We start from the raw sequence: 22,373 nt of genomic DNA, 5'->3' as shown, positions 1-22,373 counted from the left end.
GCGAGCGCATGGCAAGACGCCTCGAATATCCCCCAGACAAGAGAGGATTCAATGACCTACATCGCTGCCGAAAATCGTTACAACGACATGCCTTATCGCCGTACCGGTCGCAGCGGGCTGGTACTTCCGGCGCTGTCCCTGGGCTTGTGGCACAACTTCGGTGACAGCACGCCGATCGACACCCAGCGCGCCATGCTGCGTACCGCATTCGATCTGGGTATCAACCATTTCGACCTGGCCAACAACTATGGCCCGCCGTACGGCAGTGCCGAGATCAACTTTGGCCGTTTGCTGCGCGAAGACTTCAAGCACTACCGTGACGAGTTGATCATCTCCAGCAAGGCCGGTTGGGACATGTGGCCGGGGCCATACGGGCAGGGCGGTGGCTCACGTAAATACGTACTCGCCAGCCTTGATCAGAGCCTGCAACGCATGGGCCTCGATTACGTCGATATTTTCTATTCCCACCGCTTTGACCACGACACTCCGCTGGAAGAAACCGCCAGCGCGCTGGCCACTGCGGTGCAGCAGGGCAAGGCGCTGTACATCGGTATCTCCTCGTATTCCGGCGCCAAGACCCGCGAAATCGCCGCGTTGCTGAAAGAGTGGAAAGTGCCGCTGCTGATTCATCAGCCGGCTTATAACCTGCTCAATCGCTGGGTCGAGAAAGACCTGCTGGACGCCACCGAAGAGCTGGGTGCCGGCGTGATCGCCTTCACTGCACTGGCTCAAGGGCTGTTGTCCGACAAGTACCTCAATGGCGTGCCCAAGGATGCTCGAGTCAATCGTCCGGGTGGCGGCTCGCTGCAGGCTTCGCACTTGTCCGAGCAGAACATTGCCCATGTGCGCGCCCTCAACGAAATCGCCCAGCGGCGCGGTCAGAGCCTGGCGCAAATGGCCCTGGCCTGGACCCTGCGTGACCCTCGCGTGACGTCCGCGCTGATCGGTGCCAGCCGTCCCGAGCAAATCATCGAAAACGTCGGTGCGTTGAAGAACCTGGCGTTCAGCCCCGAAGAGCTGACCGAGATCGACAGCTTCGCGGTGGAAGGCGGGATCAACTTGTGGGAAAAGCCATCGCTGGCCGAGTGATGCGCTACCGCCCATGACTGAGTTCCCACGCTCGCGTGGGAACTCAGTTCCGCACTAGGGCTCGTCAGACTGAAGATTTGTGACGCAGAGCGTCACGAACTGCAGGCCTACGCGGAGCATTGGCACGATAATCGTTCTTGAGATGACTTTCGCCCCCACGCTCTGCGTCCTGCGTTGAGTGGTCGTTCATGCCCACGCAGGGCATTGGCATGACCGACCATCATATAACTACTCAGCCCTCATCGGCCTCGTCGTCATCTCCGCCATCGACCTTCATGCCCAGTTCCTTGATCTTGCGGGTCAAGGTGTTGCGGCCCCAGCCCAGTAGCACGGCAGCATCGCGGCGGCGTCCGGCGGTGTGTTTCAAGGCGGTTTCGATCATGATTCGTTCAAAGGTTGGCACCGCGCTGTCCAGCAGGCTGGACTGACCACGCGACAACGCCTGATCGGCCCACTGGCGCAACGCCTGCTCCCAGTTGGTAACCGGCGCGGCGTCCTGCGGCAGGCTCAGCAGTTCCGGCGGCAGGTCGCTGATGTGCACCTCACGGCCCGAGGCCATCACCGTGATCCAGCGGCAAGTGTTCTCCAGTTGACGAACGTTGCCCGGCCACGGCAGATGCTTGAGGTATTCCTCGGTCTCGGCCTTGAGCAGCTTTGGTTCCACGGAAAGCTCTTGCGCCGCGCGGCTCAGAAAGTGCCTCGCCAGGGTCGGAATGTCTTCGCGACGGTCCGACATGCGTGGGATATGGATACGGATCACGTTCAGGCGATGAAACAAGTCCTCACGGAACTTGCCGGCCTGCACCAGGGTTTCAAGGTTTTGGTGAGTGGCGGCAATGATCCGCACGTCGACCTTGACCGGCGTATGACCGCCCACCCTGTAAAACTCGCCATCCGCCAGCACGCGCAGCAGACGGGTCTGGGTGTCGGCGGGCATGTCACCGATTTCATCGAGGAACAACGTGCCGCCGTCAGCCTGCTCAAACCGACCGCGGCGCAGGTTGGCCGCACCGGTGAACGCGCCTTTTTCATGGCCGAACAGTTCTGATTCCATCAGATCCTTGGGAATCGCCGCCATGTTCAGCGCGATGAACGGCGAGGCCGAACGCGGGCTGTGGCGGTGCAAGGCGTGGGCAACCAGTTCCTTGCCGGTTCCCGATTCACCGTTGATCAACACGGTGATATTGGAGTGGCTCAAACGCCCGATGGCGCGAAACACTTCCTGCATGGCGGGCGCTTCGCCAATGATTTCAGGCGTACGGGTCAACGTCGGTGCGACGTCCAGGCCCTGTTGCTCCTGCGCATGCTGGTTGGCGCGTTTGACCAGCGAGACGGCTTCGTCGACGTCGAATGGCTTGGGCAGGTACTCGAAAGCGCCGCCCTGGTAAGAGGCCACAGCGCTGTCCAGGTCTGAATGCGCGGTCATGATGATGACCGGCAGGCGAGGATGCTGTTCGCGAATCCGTGCCAGCAAATCCAGCCCGCTGGCACCGGGCATGCGGATGTCGGAAATGATCACGTCCGGTTGCTGACGGGCCAGACGGCTCATCACTCCGTCGGCGCTGTCGAAGCTTTGCGTGGTCATGCCTTCCTGTTGCAAGGCTTTTTCCAGTACCCAGCGGATGGAACGATCGTCGTCTACGATCCAGACAGTTTCACTACGGCTCATGTCGAAGCTGCTCCTTGTTCCAGCGGCAGGAAGATCGAGAACGTGGTGTGGCCGGGATGGCTGTCACACTCGATCAGACCCTGGTGCTGGCTGATGATGTTCTGGGTAATGGCGAGACCGAGCCCTGTGCCGTCCGGGCGGCCACTGACCATCGGATAGAAAATGGTTTCCTGAAGCTCGGCCGGGATGCCCGGGCCGTTGTCGATGATTTCGATCTTGCTCACCAGTCGGTGGCGTACGTGCCCGATAGTGAACTGGCGCATGGCGCGGGTGCGCAGGGTGATCCGGCCCAGACGCAGTTCGTTCTGGCCGCTGATGGCTTGCATGGCGTTACGCACGATATTAAGCACTGCCTGAATCATCTGCTCACGGTCGATCAAAACGTCGGGAATGCTTGGGTCATAGTCACGCACCAAGGTGATGCAGCCCTGGCTCTCGGCCTCGACCAGGCTGCACACGCGCTCGAGCACTTCGTGCACGTTGGTCATGGCTAGCGACGGTAGCTTGTTGGAGCCCAGCATGCGGTCAACCAGATTACGCAGGCGGTCGGCCTCTTCGATGATGACGTTGGTGTAGTCCTTGAGGCTTTCTTCCGGCAGCTCGCGGGCCAGCAACTGTGCGGCCCCGCGAATCCCGCCCAGCGGGTTCTTTATTTCGTGGGCCAGGCCGCGCACCAGCATCTTGGTGGTTTCCTGCTTGGACAGCTGGGCTTCTTCCTTGGTGATACGCAACAGCCGGTCACGGGGGTGTACTTCCAGCAGCAATAAGGTATCGCCCTTGCTGAGGATCGGCGTCACCGCATAGTCGACGGTCAAGGTCTGGCCGGTCAGTGCGGTGAGCATCGCTTCGCGTTTGGTAAAAGGGTGTGCCTGCTCCACCGCCTGACGCAGTGAACTCAGGGCTTCAGTCGATTCGGTGAACAGTTCGCTGATGAATTGCCCATGGCTACGCTGCCCGCTGATGGCCAGCAGCATTTCCGCCGCCGGGTTCATGTACTCAAGTCGCAGGTCGGCGTTGAGCAGAATGGTGGCAGTCGTCAGGTTATCCAGTAACAGTCTGTGCAGCGCATCGCTGATAGTCATGAATCGTGTTGACCTCTTTTGGCACATTGCAGTCGCGCAATGCTGGTGCTGGTTGGTCTGCGCCAGCAGGAGCAAAGCCACCAATACGGTGCTGTGCAAGTGAAGTTGCAAAAAACAAACCAAGGCTCCGAAAAGAAGCGTTTTATCTGAAAAAGCGTGTCATTTTTTGCACACGTGCCCGCATACGGCGCCACTTGGGTAGCGTTCCTGAACCAATCTGGGCTGTATTGTTGCGCTAATGGCTGATTTTCGCACCAAAAAGGTGCTTGTGTTTTGTCTGAGGTCAGAGGAAGGGGATGATGCTTTTCGGCTTGGGCTTATCCTTGAGCGGGCACTCCGGGCGCACGCCGAAATCATCGTCCTTGCAGGGCCGCGTCGCGCGCTTTTGCGCCAGCGACATACGTTGCAGGTGAAAGGGCTGGTTCGGCGTCTTTTCCAGGACCCGGCCAAGCTCGTCGAAAACCTCCACGGAAAGCTGATGGGTACCGCGGTCCACATTGCTCAGCGGGAAAACCGGACTGCGCCCCGGCTCACCCACGGGAACGCCGTCCAGCAACAACCGATAACTGTGGCCCGGCTGCAACGCGGGATCGCTGGTGACGGTAACAATCAGGTCTCCGCTGGGGATACTGAACGACGCATCCGGTTCCGGAACCAGAATTCTCAATAGTTGATAATGGAACATCGGTTGCGCCACAGGTTTGGCAGGGCGAGCTTTCAAGGTGCGGGTGGGCGGTGTGCCGGTCATGTTGTTGCTGGGCTGGATGTCTACGCGTTTGGCGTTCTTGTGCGGCTGATCAGTGAACACCCGGTTGCCCTGTGCATCGATGTAGGTGTAGACGTCTGCCATCACGGGCAGCGCCGACAGCCCCAGCAGGCAGATCAACAGGCCGTGCAGAGTGAGCCTGTTCATGGTCTGCCAAGGCTGACGCGTTGTACGGTCAGGGTGATCGTCTCGCTTTGCTGAATGATCCGCTCGCCATCCTTCACCACCACGGCAAAGCTGTGTTCGCCGCGATCGATATTGACCACCTGAAAGCGCGGCAGGTTGGTGTCTTGTCCATACAGGTTGCCGTCCAGCAGCAACTGCAGGCGATGGTTCTGTTGCAGCCGAGGCTGGATCTTCACGCCAATGATGAACGTACCGTTGTTGGCGCGTAACGCCTCATCGGCCGGCAGGTCGGTCAATTCCAGCACATCGTAGGCTGTCTGTGGCTTTTGCTGCGCAGGTGCCGAAGGCGACGAGGATTGCGGAGCGCTGTTTATCACGGGCCTCGGTGGCGCCTGGGTTTCGATGCTGTTGAGCGGCGGCAACTCGACCACTTCGGTTTTGGTACCGTTGGGTGGCTGATTGCTGAAGGCGGTGTTGCCGTTCGCATCGGTGTACTTATAAATCTGCGCCAAGGCAGGCAGGCTGATCAACAGCAGCAGGCAAATCAGGCTTTGACGCATGAGACTCTCGACGACAAGGGGCACGAATGGCCGTCAGCATAGAACACATCGTCCTGTGCTGCGCTATCCGCCTGATGTGTCAGAGCTTTGCCGAGCACAGATCCGCAGTGGCCATGATCAGCGCCTGATCATGAATCGGGTCGGTCTGGTAGCGCTTCAGCGCGGCGTCCAGCTGGAGCTTGCAGTTTTCACTCTTGCGCAGCGGCTGGAAGTCCGCGTAGGCCTGCAACAGTTGAGTCTGCAACCGGTCGAGTTTCGGGCGGATGTCATCCACCAGGCTGAGCCTGACGGTGTCAGGGGCTTTGCCCGCTGCGTGCCACTGTGCGAGCAGGGCGTTCTGCACCTGTTTGTTGGCTTCTATCTGCGCGCGGAACAGGCGTTGAACGTCATTGGGGTCCAGCTTGAACTCCGCAGCGCGAGCCTGCGCGGCGCTGATCACTTGCAGCTCGCGGGGCGGGTCCTCGACAGCCTTGCCGCTGTCCCATTTGCTCAGGGCGACCTGATCGGCAATGGTCAGGCGTTCGCTGATGGCTTGCAGCAGCGGCTCGATGACAGAAGGTTTCTGCTCGGCGGCGAACGCAAAGCAGGAGGACATGCATGTCAGGGTCAGCAGGGAAGTGGCCAGAAGCAGGCGCATGGCGGTTCCATCTCGGGTCTATTGGGAAGACGCAGATTTAACTCCAGGTCGCTTACCAGAGCCAGCGTTGCGGTGTGAACAAAAATTCACGCTGTGAATGTCAGGCAAAAAAAAGACCTCCCGAAGGAGGTCTTTTGTCACACCATCAATGCTGGCGTGGCTGGATCAGCAGCTGTAGTACAGCTCGTATTCCAGTGGGTGTACGAAGGTGCGAACGCGGATTTCTTCTTCGCTTTTCAGCTCGATGTAGGCATCGATGAAGTCGTCGCTGAACACGCCGCCCTTGGTCAGGAACGCACGGCCCTTGTCCAGTTCTTCGAGGGCTTCTTTCAGGCTGCCACAAACTTGCGGGATCTCTTTGGCCTCTTCAGGCGGCAGGTCATACAGGTTTTTGTCAGCGGCGTCGCCAGGGTGGATCTTGTTCTGGATGCCGTCCAGGCCAGCCATCAACAGTGCGGCGAACGCCAGGTACGGGTTGGCTGCCGGGTCCGGGAAGCGTGCTTCGATACGACGGCCGCGTGGGCTGGAGACGTAAGGAATACGGATCGATGCGGAGCGGTTACGGGCCGAGTAGGCCAGCATGACCGGAGCTTCGAAGCCCGGGACCAGACGCTTGTAGGAGTTGGTCGACGGGTTGGTGAAGCCGTTCAGGGCCTTGCCGTGCTTGATGATGCCGCCGATGAAGAACAGGGCAGTGTCGGACAGACCGGCATAGCCTTCACCTGCGAAGGTGTTCTTGCCATCCTTGGAGATGGACATGTGTACGTGCATACCCGAACCGTTGTCACCGTACAGTGGCTTCGGCATGAAGGTAGCAGTACGACCGTAGGCGTCGGCCACGTTGTGTACGCAGTACTTGAGGGTCTGAACTTCGTCAGCCTTCTTGACCAGCGTGTTGAATTTCACGCCGATTTCGTTCTGGCCGGCAGTGGCAACTTCGTGGTGGTGAACTTCCACGATCTGGCCCATTTCTTCCAGGGCGTTGCACATTGCGGTACGAATTTCGTGGTCGTGGTCGACCGGTGGCAGCGGGAAGTAGCCGCCTTTGACGCCAGGACGGTGGCCCTTGTTGCCGCCATCGACGTCGCCGTCAGTCATCCACGAAGCCTGTTCGGAGAAGATCTTGAACATCGAGCCGGAGATGTCGGACTTGAACTTCACTTCGTCGAATACGAAGAATTCTGGCTCGGGACCCACGAAAACGGTGTCGCCGATACCGGTGGACTTCAGGTATTCCTCGGCACGGTGAGCGATGGCGCGCGGGTCACGGTCATAGCCTTGCATGGTCGAAGGTTCGATGACGTCGCAGACCAGGATCAGGGTCGGCTCTTCGGTGAACGGGTCGAGAACGGCAGTTTCGTCATCCGGCAGCAGAATCATGTCGGAGGCTTCGATGCCTTTCCAGCCAGCAATGGAGGAACCGTCGAACATTTTGCCGACTTCGAAGAAGTCGTCTTCCAGTGCATCGCGCGCAGGCATCGTGACGTGCTGCTGCTTGCCCTTGGTGTCTGTGAAGCGCAGATCAATCCATTTAACGTCATGATCTTTGATGAGTTGAACCGACTTCGACATGGTGTCCTCCGGGTGGCTAGGGACCGACTTGGTAGAGTTGTGGCCCCTTGAAATGTGGTGGTGCCGGCGCGAATACTCTGCCAAGGCAACCTGCCTCACAAGGGAGCAATTTGCATGCCAGTGCCCCGTGTTGGGTTTTTTGCCTCAAGTGCAGCCTTTCAGGGGGCGAAAACGCGTCAGACGAGAAAAGTACGCACCTTAATGGCGCTTCAAAATGGTGCGGCGTCTCTTTTTGGTGCGCGAATGATCGGGTGTACGATAACTGGTTAAACGCTGAGCAATTTCCGCTATAATCCGCGCCCCCCTTTTTTGGTCGGCACCTCACCCACTGTTTCCATGAAACTAATCGTTAAAGTTTTTCCAGAAATCACCATCAAAAGCCCGCCGGTGCGCAAGAAATTCATCCGGCAGCTGGGCAAGAACATTCGTACCGTGCTCCGTGAACTGGACGCGGACATTGTCGTGGGTGGCGTATGGGACAACCTCGAGGTCGAAACCCGCCTGACTGACCCCAAAGTACTGCAGGGCATAAGGGATCGGCTGAGCTGCATGCCGGGTATCGCCAACTATCTGCAAGTGGCCGAGTACCCGCTGGGCGATCTGGATGACATCGTTGCCAAGTGCAAACTGCACTATGCCGACCTGCTGCCGGGCAAGATGTTTTCAGTGCGTTGCAAGCGTGCCGGAAAACACGATTTCAGCTCGATGGACGTCGAGAAATACGTCGGCAGCAAGCTGCGCATGCAATGCGGCGCTGCCGGAATCGAGCTGAAAAAGCCTGATCTGGTCGTGCGGATGGAAATTCGCGACCAACGGTTGTTTGTGGTTCATGACCAGCATAAAGGCATGGGCGGCTACCCGCTCGGCGCGCTGGAGCAGACCCTGGTATTGATGTCCGGCGGTTTCGATTCGACCGTTGCGGCCTACCAGATCATGCGTCGCGGCCTGATGGCGCACTTCTGCTTCTTCAATCTGGGCGGACGTGCCCATGAACTGGGCGTGATGGAAGTTGCGCACTTTATCTGGAAAAAGTACGGCAGCTCGCAGCGCGTGCTGTTTGTCAGCGTACCGTTCGAGGAAGTTCTCGGAGAAATTCTGCAGAAAGTCGATAACAGTCATATGGGTGTAGTTTTGAAGCGTATGATGTTACGCGCTGCATCTGCCGTGGCTGATCGTCTTGAAATCGACGTGCTGGTCACCGGCGAAGCGATTTCCCAGGTTGCCAGCCAGACGCTGCCCAACCTGTCGCTGATTGACGCGGCGACCGACAAGCTGGTCCTGCGGCCGCTGGTTGCTACTCACAAGCAGGACATCGTGGACCTGGCGACTGAAATCGGCACCGCTGATTTTGCCCGGCACATGCCTGAGTATTGCGGGGTGATCTCGGTCAACCCCAAGACCAACGCCAAGCGTAACCGCGTTGAGTACGAAGAAAAACAGTTCGACATGGCGATCCTCGAGCAAGCGCTCGAGCGCGCGAAGCTGGTTTCGATCGATCGGGTCATCGACGATCTGAGCCGCAATGTCGACATTGAAGAAGTCAGCCAGGCGCTGGCCGGTCAGGTCATCATCGACATCCGTCACCCGGATGCCCAGGAAGACCAGCCGCTGCAAGTGACCGGCGTGGAGATACAGACGTTGCCGTTCTACGCATTGAACAGCCGCTTCAAGGCACTGGATGACACACGCCAGTACCTGTTGTATTGCGACAAAGGCGTCATGAGTCGCCTGCATGCCCACCATTTGCTCAGTGAGGGGCATGCCAATGTGCGCGTTTATCGACCGAGCTAAGTGCCCGGGGCTGTTTGCCTGTGGCTTGCGTCACCGGCCCCCCGACACCAGTCGTCATGCCGTTACGGCTTTTGCCGGCTCGAAATAGTAATCGCTGTCCTTAACAGTCAGCAGACCGAATCCTCTGATCGAGATACACAAGTGATCGAAAATCTACGTAACATCGCCATCATTGCTCACGTTGACCATGGTAAGACCACCCTGGTAGACAAACTCCTGCGTCAATCCGGCACTCTGGAGCGCGGCGAGCTCAACGACGAGCGCGTGATGGACTCCAACGACCAGGAGAAAGAACGCGGTATTACCATTCTCGCGAAGAACACCGCGATCAACTGGAATGGCTACCACATCAACATCGTGGACACCCCGGGCCACGCCGACTTCGGTGGTGAAGTAGAGCGCGTGATGTCGATGGTCGACTCCGTGCTGCTGCTGGTCGATGCCCAAGACGGCCCTATGCCACAAACCCGCTTTGTGACCAAAAAGGCTTTCGAAGCCGGCCTGCGTCCAATCGTGGTCATCAACAAGGTCGACCGTCCAGGCGCGCGTCCGGACTGGGTTCTGGATCAGATCTTCGACCTGTTCGACAACCTGGGTGCCACCGAAGAACAGCTGGACTTCAAAGTCGTCTACGCCTCGGCCCTGAACGGCATTGCCGGTCTGGAACACACCGACATGGCTGAAGACATGACCCCGCTGTACCAGTCCATCGTCGACAACGTTCCGGCACCTGCCGTTGACCGTGACGGCCCGTTCCAGATGCAGATCTCGGCACTGGACTACAACAGCTTCCTCGGCATTATCGGCGTTGGCCGTATTGCTCGCGGCAAGGTCAAGCCAAACACCCAGGTTGTGGCTATCGACGCCAACGGCAAGCGCCGTAACGGTCGTATCCTGAAACTGATGGGTCACCACGGTCTGCACCGTATCGACGTCGAAGAAGCAGCTGCCGGCGACATCGTCTGCATCAGCGGCTTCGAAGAGCTGTTCATCTCCGACACCCTGTGCGACCCACAGAACGTTGAAGCGATGAAGCCGCTGACCGTTGACGAACCTACCGTTTCGATGACCTTCCAGGTAAACGACTCGCCGTTCTGCGGTAAAGAAGGCAAGTTCGTCACCAGCCGTAACATCAAGGAACGTCTGGACAAGGAACTGCTGTACAACGTTGCCCTGCGCGTTGAAGAAGGCGACACCGCCGACAAGTTCAAGGTCTCCGGCCGTGGTGAGCTGCACCTCTCGGTACTGATCGAAACCATGCGTCGCGAAGGCTTCGAAATGGGTGTCGGTCGTCCTGAAGTGATCATCCGCATGGTTGATGGCGTCAAGCACGAACCGTTCGAAAACGTCACCATCGACCTGCCGGAAGAATCCCAGGGTTCGATCATGGAACAGATCGGTATCCGTAAGGGCGACCTGACCAACATGGTTCCGGATGGCAAGGGCCGTGTTCGTCTCGAATACAACATCCCTGCTCGTGGCCTGATCGGTTTCCGTAACGAATTCCTGACCCTGACTTCCGGCGCAGGCATCCTCACCAGCATCTTCGACCGTTACGACGTGATGAAGTCTGGCGACATGTCCGGCCGTCAGAACGGCGTTCTGGTTTCGGTTGCTACCGGCAAGGCGCTGACCTACTCCCTGGAAACACTGCAAGCCCGTGGCAAGCTGTTCCTGGGTCATGGCGAAGACGTGTACGAAGGTCAGATCGTCGGCATCAACAGCCGCGACAACGACCTGGGTGTAAACCCAACCAAAGGCAAGAAGCTCGACAACATGCGTGCTTCCGGAAAAGACGAAACCATCGCTCTGGTTCCGCCTATCCGCTTCACTCTGGAACAAGCGCTGGAATTCGTACAAGAAGACGAACTCTGCGAAGTGACTCCAAAGTCGATCCGCCTGCGTAAGAAAATCCTTGGCGAAAGCGAGCGTACCCGCGCTGCCAAGAAGTCGGGCAACTGAGTGATCAGTTAGTCGGCTAGACACAAAAAACCCGGTCGCGAGACCGGGTTTTTTATGCCTGCTATTTGTGCCATCCGGCATCAGCGTGCTTGTCGGCAAGCTATTTTGTGCGATTGCCCACTGGGGCCAGCAGCAGCTCGATGCGCTGTTTGCGAATGCCGTCGGCGGCGGCTTCGGCCAGGGCTGCGTCGGTAATGATGGTGTCGAACTGCTCGAGTCCAGCCACCTTGTACATGCCGAAAGTGCCGTATTTGGAGCTGGTGGCGATCAGCACGGTTTGTGACGCTGATTGCATCGCGGCCTGCTTGACCTCGACCTTCAGTGCCGAAGGCGTGGTAGTACCGCGTTGCAGGTCCCACGAACTGGTGGACATGAACGCCACGTCGGTTGCCAGTTGTCGCAACGTTGCGGCGGCCAGGCCGCCGACGCTGGAGCGGTTCGGGTGATCGAGCAGCCCGCCGGTGTGAATCACATCCACATGCGCCGCATCGGCCAGTGCATTGACCACGCCGAAGTCATTGGTCACAACCGTCATGCCCGACAGGGCAACGATATGCGGCACGATTTCCAGCGTGCTGGTGCCCGCGTCCAGGTAGATCGTCATGTCCGGGTGCAGCAAACCTGCTGCCAGCCGCGCCATGCCTTGCTTGTGCGGCAGTTCGACCACCGCCTTTGACTGGTGGCTGGGCTCGCTGTGTACCTGGCTGGCAATACGCACACCGCCAGTGACCGAGTAGGCGCGGCCTTCCTGTTCCAGCTGAGCGATATCACGACGGATGGTCATGTGCGAGCAATCGAACATCTCCATCAACTGATGAACGCTGAGCACCTGATGCTTGCGCAACTGGCGCAGCATCAGCTCCCGGCGCTGATCGGGAATCATAGGTGTACCGCCGGAAATGGCGATCTCCTCTTCAATGGACATTCGTGCTCCTGTGCATCAATGAACCGCCTCGGCCAGCAGGCGGTCCGCGCATCTTAGCCAATCGCCTCGGCAATGGAAGCGGTGTCCGGGCTTTTTTGCGCAGTCCGGCTCATCGCTGCAACAGTCGGTGCTCAGCTCATCCAGTTGCCACCGTCGACGTTATAGGTCTGGGCGACCACGTATTCACTGTCCGGTGAAGCTAGAAAAATGGCCATGCCGGTCAGGTCCTCTGCCGTCCCCATCCGCCCGTAGGGCACCTGCTCGCCTACCAGTTTTTTCTTCTCGCCCAAAGGCCGGTTCTCGTAGCGGGCGAACATCGCATCGACGCCATCCCAGTGCTCGCCATCTACCACGCCCGGCGCGATGGCGTTCACGTTTATGCTGTGTTTAATGAGGTCCAGGCCGGCCGATTGCGTCAGGCTGATCACAGCGGCCTTGGTCGCGCAATACACCGCCACCAAGGCCTCGCCACGCCGCCCCGCCTGGCTGGCCATGTTGATGATCTTGCCGCCGTGACCCTGCGCAATCATCTGCTTTGCAGCAGCCTGCAATGTGAACAGCGTGCCTGCGAGGTTGATCGAAAACAGTCGCTCGTAGCTTTCGCGGGTGATATCGACAATTGGCGCCAGGTCGAACAGCGCGGCGTTGTTGATCAGAATGTCCAGCTTGCCGGTCTGCACGACCACTGCAGCGATGGCATCATCGATGGACGCCTGATCCGTCACGTCCATGCTGACCGCATAGGCGTTCGGTCCCAGTTCAGTGGCCGTGGCCTGCGCGCGCTGCAGATCAATGTCGGCAATCGCCACGCTGGCTCCTTCGCGAATATAGGCCTGCGCAAAAGTCCGCCCGATACCCCGCGCGGATCCGGTGATCAGCGCGCTTTTACCTTCAAGTCGTTTCATGGGTTCATCATCCGTCGAATACATGTGGGGGCTGCCGGTCTACTTCGGGTAACCGGCACGTTTCATTTCGCGCTCGGTGACAGCCTGTGCGGCGGTGAGCGCCTGCTCAGTAGTGGTCTGCCCGGTCACAGCGGCAGAGAACAGCTTGCCGACCGAGGTGCCGATGGCCTGAAATTCCGGAATGGTCACGTACTGGATGCCCACGTAAGGCACCGGCTTGGCCGAGGGGTGAGCAGGGTCAGCGTGCTGCATCATCTGCAACGTAACCTTGGCGAACGGCGCAGCCTTGAGGTAGGCCTCGCTGTAGGTGGAGGTCCGGGTGCCGGGCGGCACGTTGGAGATGCCATCGGTCCTGGCGACCAGGTCGATATACTCTTTAGAGGTCGCCCAGGTGATGAATGCCTTGGCTGCGTCCTTGTGCTTGGAGGTGGCCGGTATCGCCAGCGACCAGGCATACAGCCATGACGACCCCTTGTCAGTGACCTCAACCGGCGCCGGCGCGAAGCCGACGCTGTCGACCACCTTGCTTTGCTCCTTGTCGGTAGTGAAGGAGCCGGCCACGCTGGCGTCCACCCACAACGCGCATTTGCCGCTGTTGAACAACGCAAGTGTTTCGTTGAAACCGTTGCTCGACACGCCCGGCGGGCCGTAGTTTTTCAGGGTGTTGACGTAGAAGTTTGCGGCATTGGCCCATTCCGGGCTGTTTAATTCAGGCTTCCACTGCTCATCGAACCAGCGCGCGCCGAAGGCATTGGCCATGGTGCTGAGCAGCGCGATGTTCTCGCCCCAACCGGCCTTGCCGCGCAGGCACATACCGTATATACCCTTGTCAGGTTGATGCAGCTTTGCCGCGAACTCGCCCAACTGTGTCCAGGTCGGGTGCTCGGGCATGCTCAGGCCGGCCTGCCTGAACAGATCGGTGCGGTAATAGGTGATTGTGCTTTCGCCATAGAAGGGCAGGGCATAGAGGGTGTTGTTGACCGACAGCCCCTGACGCACCGACGGAAATATATCTTCCAAATCGTATTCCGCGGGAAGGGCCGTGACCGGTTCAAGCCACTGCTTGGCGCCCCACAGCGGGGTTTCGTAAGTGCCGATGGTCAACACGTCGAACTGGCCGCCCTGGGTGGCAATGTCGGTGGTCAGGCGTTGGCGCAACACGTTCTCTTCCAGCACCACCCAGTTGAGCTTGATCTCGGGGTGCTGCTGTTCAAAGGTTTTCGACAGGCGCTGCATGCGGATCATGTCGCCATTGTTCACCGTGGCGATGGTCACGGTTTCGGCCGCCTGAACGGCTGCGCCGAGAAGGGCGACAGACACGCCTGCGGACAGGAAAAGTGCTTTCTGAATATTCATCGTAGTGCTCTCCACTCCGCGCCTTGGGGCGGGAGTTATTGTTTTTGTTGTTGACCACGGCTGAGCGGCCTTGGTGGACGATTCGATTACAGCAGCCCGCGCACGGCCGGACAAACGCATCGGGAGCCCCGGACTGATACTTTTTTAACCGAGCACTGGCCGACCGTCCGAAATCAAAAAAGTATCGGCGTCGACCTGAACCCGCGCTAGCACTGGTCGCGCGCAAGGGCGTATGTTTGGGTGGCCATAGAGCATTCATAACGATAAAAAGGGGCATCCAGTGCCTGACAGTCGAGCCGCCTTGTTCGAGCATCGTCCTGCCGAGCTTGAGGTCATTCTCCCGCAACCCGACCACTGTTTTCGCTGGTACGAGCACGACTATCCCTACGCGTTAGCGCGCTGGAACCACCACCCGGAATTCGAAATCCATCTGATCCGTCAGGGCAGCGGCAAGCTGGTGGCCGGGGATTACATCGGTGAATTCAGTGCCGGGCACGTGGCACTGATCGGTCCGGATCTGCCCCACGACTGGATCGGTGACCTGGCCGCTGGAGAGCATCTGGCGGGGCGCGACGTGGTACTGCAGTTCGATGGCGCTGCGCTTCTGGCATTGCGCGGTACGCTGCCTGAAATGGGTGACCTGCAGCACCTGTTCGAGCGGGCACGTCGCGGGCTGGAGTTCTCCGGCGCTACCGCGAAGCAGGCTGCAGAGTTGCTGGAGAAAATCGGGCCCGCGCAAGGTCTGGAGCGGCTGATTCTGTTCCTGCAACTGGTCAATACGCTGATGAAAGCGCCATCGCAGGAGGCTCGTCAGTTGGCCAGCGCCTGGTATGCCCCGACCCTGGATGCGCGCAGCTCGGAACGGATCAACAAGGCGTTCGATTACCTGCTCACGGAATTGACCAGCGATATTCGGCTGTCGGTCATCGCGCAGCGGCTGGACATGAGTGATCCGGGCTTCTCGCGCTTCTTCAAACGTACCACCGGCCACTGTTTCATTGACCTGATGCGCAAACTGCGGGTCCAGCGCGCGTGCCGGTTGCTGCTGCACAGCGAGATGTCGGTGTCGGACATCTGCTTTGAAGTCGGCTACGCCAACCTCTCCAACTTCAACCGGCACTTCCGGGTGGAAATGCAGCAGACGCCCAGTGAATACCGACGCGCTGCTGCACTGGCCTGATCAGTGTTCTGCCGGGTCTTTCGCCTGCGGTGAACGGGTGACGGCATGCACCAGCTTGCCGATGGTCAGGCCCTGCAAAAGGATCGACAGCAACACCACGATGTAGGTGATGCTCAGCAGCAGGTCGCGTTCCGGCCCGGTGGGCAGCGCCAGTGCCAATGCCACCGAGACGCCGCCGCGCAAGCCGCCCCAGGTCAGAATGCGGATCGTGCCGTGCGGCACATTGCGCCAGCGACGCAGCAGCAGAATCGCCGGTGCCACGGTCACGAAGCGCGACAGCAGAATCGCCACGGCCAGCAGGCTGGCAGCGATCAGGTGCTGCCACGAGAACGGCAACAGCAACAACTCCATGCCGATCAGCGCGAACAGCAGCGCGTTGAGCATGTCATCCAGCAACTCCCAGAAACCGTCCATGTAACGACGGGTCATGTCGTTCATCGCCAGATTACGTCCCAGGTTGCCGATGATCAGCCCGGCCACGACCATCGCGATAGGGCCTGAAACATGCAGTTCGGAAGCCATCGCCGAGCCGCCGATGACCAGCGCCAGAGTCAGCATGACCTCGATCTGATACTGCTCGATGCTCTTGATCATCAGGTACACGGCGTAACCGATCAGGCCGCCAAACAGCACGCCGCCGACCGCTTCATGGACAAACAACAGCGCAGTTTCTCCGACCGTGGGCGTTTCCCCCAGTTGCGCAATGCCCAGCAATACGGTGAACACCACTACCGCCGTGCCGTCGTTGAACAGCGATTCACCGACGATAGTTGTCTTGAGCGGCTTGGACGCATTGGCAGTCCGCAACACGCCGAGCACCGCGATCGGGTCGGTGGGCGAGATCAATGCGCCAAACAGCAAGCAGTACAGTGGGCTGACGTGCCAGCCGAACAGGGCGAAGATCCAGTAGGCCAGTGCGCCGATCACGGTCGTGGCAATCAGCACGCCAAACGTCGCCAACAGGCCGATGGGCCAGCGGTAACTTCGCAAATCGCCAAGGTTGACGTGCAGTGCCCCGGCAAACAGCAGGAAGGACAGCATCCAGTTCATCAATAGGTCGCCGAAGTCAATCTGGCCGATCAGTTGCTGCACGCGATCTTCCAGGCCGGGATAGCCCAGAAAGCTCAACCCCTGCAGCAGCAGCGAGAACATCAGCGCAGTCACCATCACGCCGATGGTGGGGGGCAGACCGATAAAGCGATAGTTCACATAGGTCAGCAGTGCAGTGAGGCAGATAAAACCAGCAGCGAGTTCAAGCATCCGTCATTCCAAAATCCGTGAGTGCAGTTTCTCGATCGCCATAACCGAGACTGTGTTGGATGGACCTGAGCGGCTTCCAGACACATGGCGATACGACATACGGGTCTGCGTTGACCACGTAAAGACGGTGATGTTGCAAAAAAGGCAGGAATAAACAGTCAGGCGCGCTGTAGGAGGGGCTTTGTGACGAGTGACAAATGCAAAAGAGTCAGCCCGGATGACGGTCCGGGCTGAGGGGGGATGCAGCGGTGGGTGGCCTCCCTGGCAGGTTCAGAATCATTGGCTGTTTCTGCACCCGCCCAGGACCTGATACTGCACGGTGTTCAGCTTGCCTTTGGAGTCCTCGTAGGTCATCAGCTTCGGCATAACCGCACACGTCTGCAGGTCCGGTGACTTGCGAATGAGTTTGGCGACGTCGAGCTTCATTCCGTATTTGTATTCCTTGATCTCCGGCACGGGTTTGTTATGGATGGCGGCATATTTCTCCACGCTCGCCTGGTGTTCCTTGATCACTGTGGTGGCTTTGACTTCATCAGTGGTGTAAGCAAAAGCACTCAGGGGTGAAAGAATAACCAGAGCAAGTAACAACGATTTGGCGGTGCGCATTTTCTTTTGTCTCCGTTTGAATGTGGCTCAACCTTAACAAGCGCACACTAACCAGAAAGTGGCTGAAACATTACAAATCGGTTATCTCGTAACTGTCAGTTTTCTAACAGTATTGTCATTGTTCGCTCACCTTCCTGTTAGCCGGTGCGGCGTAGGCTTGTTTCATCCCTGACGAGCACTGAGCTTTTAAGGAACTCCTTACACACCGAAAGAGGTAATGATGATGAAACTGATCAAGTCGATGGTTTTCGCGGTAGCTGCCCTGTCCGCCACCGCAGCCTTCGCCGACGACGGCAACGAATACGCCAGCCCGGCTGCCGACAAGATGCGCCTTGCACAGGAGCTGCGCTTCAAGGAACAGACCAGCAGCAACAAGGCCGAGCGCTACGTCAATGCAGACGACAACGCCAAGACCGAGCGGTCGACCAAGTCCGAGGGCTGATGCCGTTGATGCCTAAACCGCTGCACCCCCATTCGCCCTGCGGCAGCTCCCTGCTCCTTTGGTCGGGGCGAATCTTCAAGCGCCCTTCGGGGCGTTTTTTATTCCCGCAAAAATGTCGACGAGAAGCGTTCTCTTTGTCACCTATCGTTCCGCACGCTCTGCTTGGGAATGCAGTTCTGGACGCTCTACGGCCTGTCTTGAATATCGGTTGACGTTTGCTCGTTCTGAACGTGTTGTAGTGAAGCCCTGTCTCGACATCGAAATACTGACCCTGAAACCTCAGGTTCTGCTCGACCTCGTTCACCACCAGCTTCTCGATCATCCCCCACGGCTTGTATTTGGCCTGCCAGACGATCTGCCCTTCGGCATCGGTCATCTCCAGCGGGGTGCCAATCTGGTCGGTGTGGAAGTAGTAAACCTTGTTTTCTGCCTTGCCTTCGCGTTGATCGACGCGGGCCAGCGGCGCGTAGCTGCTAGGCTCATAGAGGTAAAGGCTGGTCTGCTCCGGGCTTTCTTCGCGCAGCATGCGCAGCCCCTGCCAGAGAAAGCGTTTCTGGTCGGTCTGGCCTTTGATGTCTGAGTGTTTGGCGACGCGTCGACCCAGGCTGTCGTACTGGTAGCTGCTGGTGCTTTCTATCTGGCTGTTGGCCATGGTCTCGGTTTTGACCAGCCGGTTTTCGCAGTCGTAGGTGAAGGTCTGCCAACTCACGATGCCGACGATTTTCTCGACCAGGTTGCCCCAGGCGTCGTATGTGTATTCGTGGTTGCTCCACTGTTTGAGCCGGTTGTCTTTGACGCGGTCGAAGCGGCTGGTGTTGAAGTTCAGGCGGTTGCCAGCTGCGTCATAGCGGAATGCTTCGCCCTCGAAGCGTTTTTCGGGGTTGTGCTCGAGCAGTCGGCCGTTGGCTTCGTATTCATAGCTGACTTCGCCGCGCAGCTTGTCGAGGGTGCGGCTCAGTTCGCCAGCCAGGTCATATTCGTAACGGCGGTGGATTGAGTTGTAGGCGTGTTCGACGTAGCGCTCTGGCTTTATGAGCGGGTTCTGGATCTGCGACAGTTTTTCGGCGGGCAGAGTGGTCGCGTACTGCCAGGCCTTGCGACCTAATGCGTCGTAGCCAAAGCAACTGGTGAGTTTGCCTTGGGTGCGGTAGATCTCGCGGTGCAGGTCGTCGCGCTCGATGTCGCTGATCAGTTGGCCGTCGAGGTTCAGTTGGTGCAGGTGGCCGCTTCCGTAATACAGGTGGTTCAGGTGTTGACCGGTCGGAAGTGTCAGCGTGGTCAGGTTGCCGAGCGGGTCGTACTCGTAGTCCAACGCACCCTGCGGTGAGGTTTCCTGCGTCAGGCGGCCCAGTATGTCGTAGGCAAATTCCAGTTTTTCAGCTGCGACCCCGAGTTTTCTGCCGCCATCGGTGGGCGTGCGTTGAATGGAGCGCAGGCGGTCGCTGTCGTCGTACTCGAAATCCTGACGGGCATCGTCGTTGAGTCTGGCCAGCAGACGGCCAATCGAATCGCGCTCGAACCAGGTACTGCGTTGTGGTCGTTCGCCTTTTTCGCTGTAGCCGGTTTCTTCAACCTGGGTCAGATGACCGCCAAGGTTATATCTGAAACGCCGGGTCAACTGGTCGATGCGCTTTTCTTCGATCAGCCGGTCGGCGCTGTCGTAGGCGAAGGTGTAGGTTGCATCGTTTTCATTGGTCAGTGCCACCAGGCGCAGGGCCTCGTCGTACTGGTATGCGACCATCAGGCCCTTGGGGTCCTGACGGCGGATCGGCAGGCCGCGTGCGTTACGTGCCAGATGAGTGGTCTGATCCTTCATTGGTGTGCGTCAGTACCTGACCGTGGGCGTTATAGGTAAAGCTTTCGTGGCTGCCGTCCGGGTGGTGGATGCGCAGCACTTCGCCGCCGGGTTTGCGTTCCAGCGTTGTTGTGTTGTTCAGGGCATCCGTGACAGCGACCAGTTGCTGGTGCGCGTCATACCGGTAATACGTGCTCTTGCCTGAACAGTCCTGAAAGCGTTCGACCTGCGCCAGGTTGTTCCACCACAGGTTTTTTGATTTATGGGTCGCGTCGATGATGGTGTGCGGCAGGCCGTCTTCGCCGTTGAGGTATTCGGTCTTATGGCCCAATGCGTCGATTTCAGCGACAAGGTTGCCCCTGTCGTCGTAATGAGCTTTCCAGATGGCCCCGTCCGGGTAGGTGACCTGTTTGACCAGTGTGGTCTTGTAGTGATGCCGATAGCGCGTGGTTCGGCCCAGCGGGTCGGTCTCTGCGTTGAGGCGCGACAGCTCGTCGTACTCAAAGCCCAACTGGTTGCCGTCGGGCAATGTCAGGCCGGTGATGTTGCCGGTGTCGTCCAGCGCGATGTGGTAGTGCTCGCCACTGAAGTCGGTGCTGGCTACCACGCGGCGATCCTTGTTGTAGGTCACTTCGGCATGGCGGCCCAATACATCCGTCACCCGCGTCTGATGCGCCACCAGATCGTAATCGAAATGGAAGTGCTCGCCGTCGCTGGTCCAGTGTTCGACCACCCGCGGTTTGTCGCCGATAACTTCCCAGCGATACTCGCAAGCAAGCCCCATTGCGTTGGCGTGTCGGTTCATCAGCCCGTCGGTGTAACTGAAGTTGCGTACTGAATCGCCGTTGCGGTTGTACACGCTGTTCAACTGGCCGTTTTTGTCATAGCCGTAACGCACCAGCGTTTCGACTGCCTGATCGCCAACGATGCGTTTGACGATGCTCAGGCGGTTGGTCACTTCGTCGTAATGCAGGTGTATGCGCTGCCCGCCGGTAGAGCAGATATCGGTCAGAACGCCGTCTTCGCTGCGCACAAAATGCAGAAAATGACCCAGTGCGTTTTCGATGCATTGCAGGGGAACGGGCTGGTTGTCGTCGGGGACTTCGCCGAAGTAATAGAAGATGTTGTCCAGCGTTTGTAACAGGTAATGACCGCCGACAGTGCGTACCAGATACAGTTGTTCCTGTGCGTTATAGATGCGCTCGTTGTAGCCCAGTGTCACAAACGGCACGCTGCATCCCTGATTGTCGCTGAGGTACAGGAAACTGCCCTTGCGGCGCAGGCTTTGTTCCCAGGGCAGCACCCAGCCCTTGCCCAGCACGCTGTCGACATTGAGGTCGCTGGCGTAGAAGCGCGTCCACTCGATGGGCATAAGGCCCGGCAGGCTGAAGTCGGACTCATCGATCAGCAGTTTGCGCCCGGTGGTGGAGTCGACCGGGTTGCCGTGCAGGCCTCCCAGCACTTTTTCGGCCAGCGGGGCGACGCCGAAACGAACGATTGCGTCGCTGAGAAAGACACCGCCCATAAAGCGCAGTGCGCAAGGCCCGGCAGCTTTCAGGCCGGCCTGCAGGCCCAGCTTGGCAATGCTGCCGACCGCTTTAGCGCCGCCTGCCACTACCATCAGAATGTCCACGGTGTAGCGGACTATCGTCGGCACCTCATCATGGACTGCCAGGTAGCGATGGGTGCCGCCGCCGATGAAGACGTTGGGGGAGCCCGTGCCGATTTTTGCGCCGCAGGTCAGTTTGTCGCCTTTGCGCGCTGCCGGTTGACCGTTGATGAAGACGTTGCTGGAGCCTTCTGCAACCTTGACGATAGGCGAGTGCTTGTCACACACAGCTGTGCTTTCGATGGCAAATGCAGCCGGCCGACCGTTGATGAACACGTTGGGCGAGGCAGAATCGATCTGCCCCGCCGGAGAGCTGAAGGCACTGCCTATGCTTTCCCCGATACTGGCAAGGGCGTTACCCGCCAGTCCGACAGCCAGGCCCAGTAAAATCGCGCCCAAGCCACATGTAGCGAAGGCGAACGATACATACGCCACCGCCGCGATGCCCACCACTGCTCCGAGCACAAAGCCGGTCAGCGCACCGGTGTGCTCGATTTCATCCATTAACCGGGCTGCCTCGAACATCGCCGTTATTCCTGCATGCAGCGGGCTGTGGAGGTCTGATCACCCGGAGAAGCGCTGACGCTCAGCAACGAGCAAGGGCTGTGGTACGGGAATGGCCACTTCGATGAGTTCCCGTTCCCGTTGCGCGGCAGCACGTACAGCTTCCTCACGCGCCAGTGCCTCGTCAGCCAGTCGGCGCTCGGAAATGCGGTCGTAAAGACTGGTACGCCTCATAATCTCTTATGCAGGACGCTGCCCATCAATGCTTTGCCGGACAGCCCACTTGTGAGTAGACGATAAGCACTTTAAAACGGCGAGGGTATAGCCAGCGGCCGACTGATGGCCCGGAAAAGCCTGAGAATCCTGTGGGACCGAGACTACGGATAACTTCTACTGGCAAAAGCGAAGGTCTCGACCTTCCTTTGAGTGAAAGCTCATTGCGGGCAAATGAAATTGTCAGGACACTCTGTCTGGAGCCTCCTGACGCCGATGCGCCCACAGCACGGCCACATCTAACCAAGCGATGAAGCCCGCGCC

The 22,373-nt window shown here is 58.8% G+C and carries 17 protein-coding genes and 1 pseudogene; 5 read left to right on the top strand and 13 right to left on the bottom strand.

Features of this window, described 5'->3' with window-relative positions; all coding sequences use genetic code 11:
• Positions 1-51 precede the first annotated feature (51 nt).
• On the top strand, positions 52-1,089 hold the full coding sequence (gene mgrA, locus I9H09_RS23635) for an L-glyceraldehyde 3-phosphate reductase (protein WP_122313412.1): 1,038 nt from the start codon (positions 52-54) through the stop codon (positions 1,087-1,089).
• 232 nt (positions 1,090-1,321) lie between these two features.
• Here the strand turns inward: mgrA and ntrC are convergent, their stop codons facing one another.
• The 6 genes from ntrC to glnA form a co-directional block, all read right to left on the bottom strand.
• Positions 1,322-2,758, bottom strand: a complete 1,437-nt coding sequence (gene ntrC, locus I9H09_RS23630) for a nitrogen regulation protein NR(I) (RefSeq protein ID WP_005896211.1) — start codon at positions 2,756-2,758, stop codon at positions 1,322-1,324.
• Complete coding sequence (gene glnL / locus I9H09_RS23625; protein WP_003420138.1) at positions 2,755-3,840, bottom strand: nitrogen regulation protein NR(II); 1,086 nt, start codon at positions 3,838-3,840, stop codon at positions 2,755-2,757. The genes ntrC and glnL overlap by 4 nt, the downstream gene beginning before the upstream one ends.
• A 283-nt stretch (positions 3,841-4,123) precedes the next feature.
• Entirely contained in the window at positions 4,124-4,753 is a 630-nt protein-coding gene (locus tag I9H09_RS23620) for a DUF4124 domain-containing protein (RefSeq protein ID WP_122323772.1), read from the bottom strand.
• Entirely contained in the window at positions 4,750-5,292 is a 543-nt protein-coding gene (locus I9H09_RS23615) for a DUF4124 domain-containing protein (RefSeq protein ID WP_122313413.1), read from the bottom strand. Before I9H09_RS23615 ends, I9H09_RS23620 begins: the two co-directional genes overlap by 4 nt.
• A 79-nt stretch (positions 5,293-5,371) precedes the next feature.
• Positions 5,372-5,929 carry a chorismate mutase gene (locus I9H09_RS23610; RefSeq protein ID WP_005896221.1) on the bottom strand — a complete coding sequence of 186 codons (558 nt, stop codon included), beginning with the start codon at positions 5,927-5,929 and terminating at the stop codon, positions 5,372-5,374.
• A 165-nt stretch (positions 5,930-6,094) separates the two neighbouring features.
• Positions 6,095-7,501 (bottom strand): glutamate--ammonia ligase, encoded by a 1,407-nt coding sequence (gene glnA / locus I9H09_RS23605; RefSeq protein WP_005896223.1) that lies wholly within the window; start codon positions 7,499-7,501, stop codon positions 6,095-6,097.
• Between the two features lie 336 nt (positions 7,502-7,837).
• Here glnA and thiI point away from each other — a divergent pair, with 336 nt between their 5' ends.
• The gene (thiI, locus tag I9H09_RS23600) at positions 7,838-9,292 is read left to right on the top strand and encodes a tRNA uracil 4-sulfurtransferase ThiI (protein WP_122313414.1); all 1,455 of its coding nucleotides are present in this window, start codon (positions 7,838-7,840) and stop codon (positions 9,290-9,292) included.
• Positions 9,293-9,433: 141 nt separating this feature from the next.
• Positions 9,434-11,254, top strand: coding sequence for a translational GTPase TypA (gene typA / locus I9H09_RS23595; RefSeq protein WP_122313415.1), 1,821 nt, complete (start codon positions 9,434-9,436; stop codon positions 11,252-11,254).
• A 100-nt stretch (positions 11,255-11,354) separates the two neighbouring features.
• Here typA and I9H09_RS23590 read toward each other — a convergent pair whose 3' ends face one another.
• From I9H09_RS23590 to I9H09_RS23580, 3 genes are all read right to left on the bottom strand, one after another.
• Positions 11,355-12,179 (bottom strand): DeoR/GlpR family DNA-binding transcription regulator, encoded by an 825-nt coding sequence (locus tag I9H09_RS23590; protein ID WP_054989461.1) that lies wholly within the window; start codon positions 12,177-12,179, stop codon positions 11,355-11,357.
• 131 nt (positions 12,180-12,310) lie between these two features.
• Positions 12,311-13,084 carry an L-iditol 2-dehydrogenase gene (locus I9H09_RS23585; RefSeq protein WP_122323776.1) on the bottom strand — a complete coding sequence of 258 codons (774 nt, stop codon included), beginning with the start codon at positions 13,082-13,084 and terminating at the stop codon, positions 12,311-12,313.
• A 39-nt stretch (positions 13,085-13,123) separates the two neighbouring features.
• Positions 13,124-14,440: an ABC transporter substrate-binding protein gene (locus tag I9H09_RS23580; protein WP_054989460.1), complete on the bottom strand. Its 1,317-nt coding sequence runs from the start codon at positions 14,438-14,440 to the stop codon at positions 13,124-13,126.
• A gap of 280 nt (positions 14,441-14,720) precedes the next feature.
• Between I9H09_RS23580 and I9H09_RS23575 the strand changes: the two genes are divergently transcribed.
• Complete coding sequence (locus tag I9H09_RS23575) at positions 14,721-15,620, top strand: AraC family transcriptional regulator (RefSeq protein ID WP_024670507.1); 900 nt, start codon at positions 14,721-14,723, stop codon at positions 15,618-15,620.
• Here the strand turns inward: I9H09_RS23575 and I9H09_RS23570 are convergent, their stop codons facing one another.
• Both I9H09_RS23570 and I9H09_RS23565 read right to left on the bottom strand, forming a co-directional pair.
• Complete coding sequence (locus I9H09_RS23570) at positions 15,621-16,880, bottom strand: cation:proton antiporter (RefSeq protein ID WP_005896237.1); 1,260 nt, start codon at positions 16,878-16,880, stop codon at positions 15,621-15,623.
• A gap of 276 nt (positions 16,881-17,156) precedes the next feature.
• Entirely contained in the window at positions 17,157-17,486 is a 330-nt protein-coding gene (locus I9H09_RS23565) for a DUF2790 domain-containing protein (protein ID WP_122323773.1), read from the bottom strand.
• Positions 17,487-17,703: 217 nt separating this feature from the next.
• Between I9H09_RS23565 and I9H09_RS23560 the strand changes: the two genes are divergently transcribed.
• The gene (locus I9H09_RS23560) at positions 17,704-17,928 is read left to right on the top strand and encodes a hypothetical protein (protein WP_024670506.1); all 225 of its coding nucleotides are present in this window, start codon (positions 17,704-17,706) and stop codon (positions 17,926-17,928) included.
• Positions 17,929-18,151: 223 nt separating this feature from the next.
• Here the strand turns inward: I9H09_RS23560 and I9H09_RS23555 are convergent.
• Positions 18,152-21,857, bottom strand: a pseudogene (locus tag I9H09_RS23555) (PAAR domain-containing protein); the annotation flags it as partial.
• Positions 21,858-21,896: 39 nt separating this feature from the next.
• Positions 21,897-22,070 carry a hypothetical protein gene (locus I9H09_RS23550; protein ID WP_183142431.1) on the bottom strand — a complete coding sequence of 58 codons (174 nt, stop codon included), beginning with the start codon at positions 22,068-22,070 and terminating at the stop codon, positions 21,897-21,899.
• Positions 22,071-22,373 lie beyond the last annotated feature (303 nt).

Origin of the sequence: Pseudomonas tremae (assembly GCF_023278125.1) — a bacterium.
In the GTDB taxonomy this organism is placed as follows: domain Bacteria; phylum Pseudomonadota; class Gammaproteobacteria; order Pseudomonadales; family Pseudomonadaceae; genus Aquipseudomonas; species Aquipseudomonas tremae.
Note: the sequence above shows the minus strand (reverse complement) of the source record. Positions and strands in the feature narration are given on the sequence as shown.

Coding starts and splice junctions, on each gene's coding strand:
- mgrA (WP_122313412.1), top strand. CDS start 52: ATGACCTACATCGCTGCCGAAAATCGTTACAACGACATGCCTTATCGC.
- ntrC (WP_005896211.1), bottom strand. CDS start 2,758: ATGAGCCGTAGTGAAACTGTCTGGATCGTAGACGACGATCGTTCCATC.
- glnL (WP_003420138.1), bottom strand. CDS start 3,840: ATGACTATCAGCGATGCGCTGCACAGACTGTTACTGGATAACCTGACG.
- I9H09_RS23620 (WP_122323772.1), bottom strand. CDS start 4,753: ATGAACAGGCTCACTCTGCACGGCCTGTTGATCTGCCTGCTGGGGCTG.
- I9H09_RS23615 (WP_122313413.1), bottom strand. CDS start 5,292: ATGCGTCAAAGCCTGATTTGCCTGCTGCTGTTGATCAGCCTGCCTGCC.
- I9H09_RS23610 (WP_005896221.1), bottom strand. CDS start 5,929: ATGCGCCTGCTTCTGGCCACTTCCCTGCTGACCCTGACATGCATGTCC.
- glnA (WP_005896223.1), bottom strand. CDS start 7,501: ATGTCGAAGTCGGTTCAACTCATCAAAGATCATGACGTTAAATGGATT.
- thiI (WP_122313414.1), top strand. CDS start 7,838: ATGAAACTAATCGTTAAAGTTTTTCCAGAAATCACCATCAAAAGCCCG.
- I9H09_RS23590 (WP_054989461.1), bottom strand. CDS start 12,179: ATGTCCATTGAAGAGGAGATCGCCATTTCCGGCGGTACACCTATGATT.
- I9H09_RS23585 (WP_122323776.1), bottom strand. CDS start 13,084: ATGAAACGACTTGAAGGTAAAAGCGCGCTGATCACCGGATCCGCGCGG.
- I9H09_RS23580 (WP_054989460.1), bottom strand. CDS start 14,440: ATGAATATTCAGAAAGCACTTTTCCTGTCCGCAGGCGTGTCTGTCGCC.
- I9H09_RS23570 (WP_005896237.1), bottom strand. CDS start 16,880: ATGCTTGAACTCGCTGCTGGTTTTATCTGCCTCACTGCACTGCTGACC.
- I9H09_RS23565 (WP_122323773.1), bottom strand. CDS start 17,486: ATGCGCACCGCCAAATCGTTGTTACTTGCTCTGGTTATTCTTTCACCC.
- I9H09_RS23560 (WP_024670506.1), top strand. CDS start 17,704: ATGATGATGAAACTGATCAAGTCGATGGTTTTCGCGGTAGCTGCCCTG.
- I9H09_RS23550 (WP_183142431.1), bottom strand. CDS start 22,070: ATGAGGCGTACCAGTCTTTACGACCGCATTTCCGAGCGCCGACTGGCT.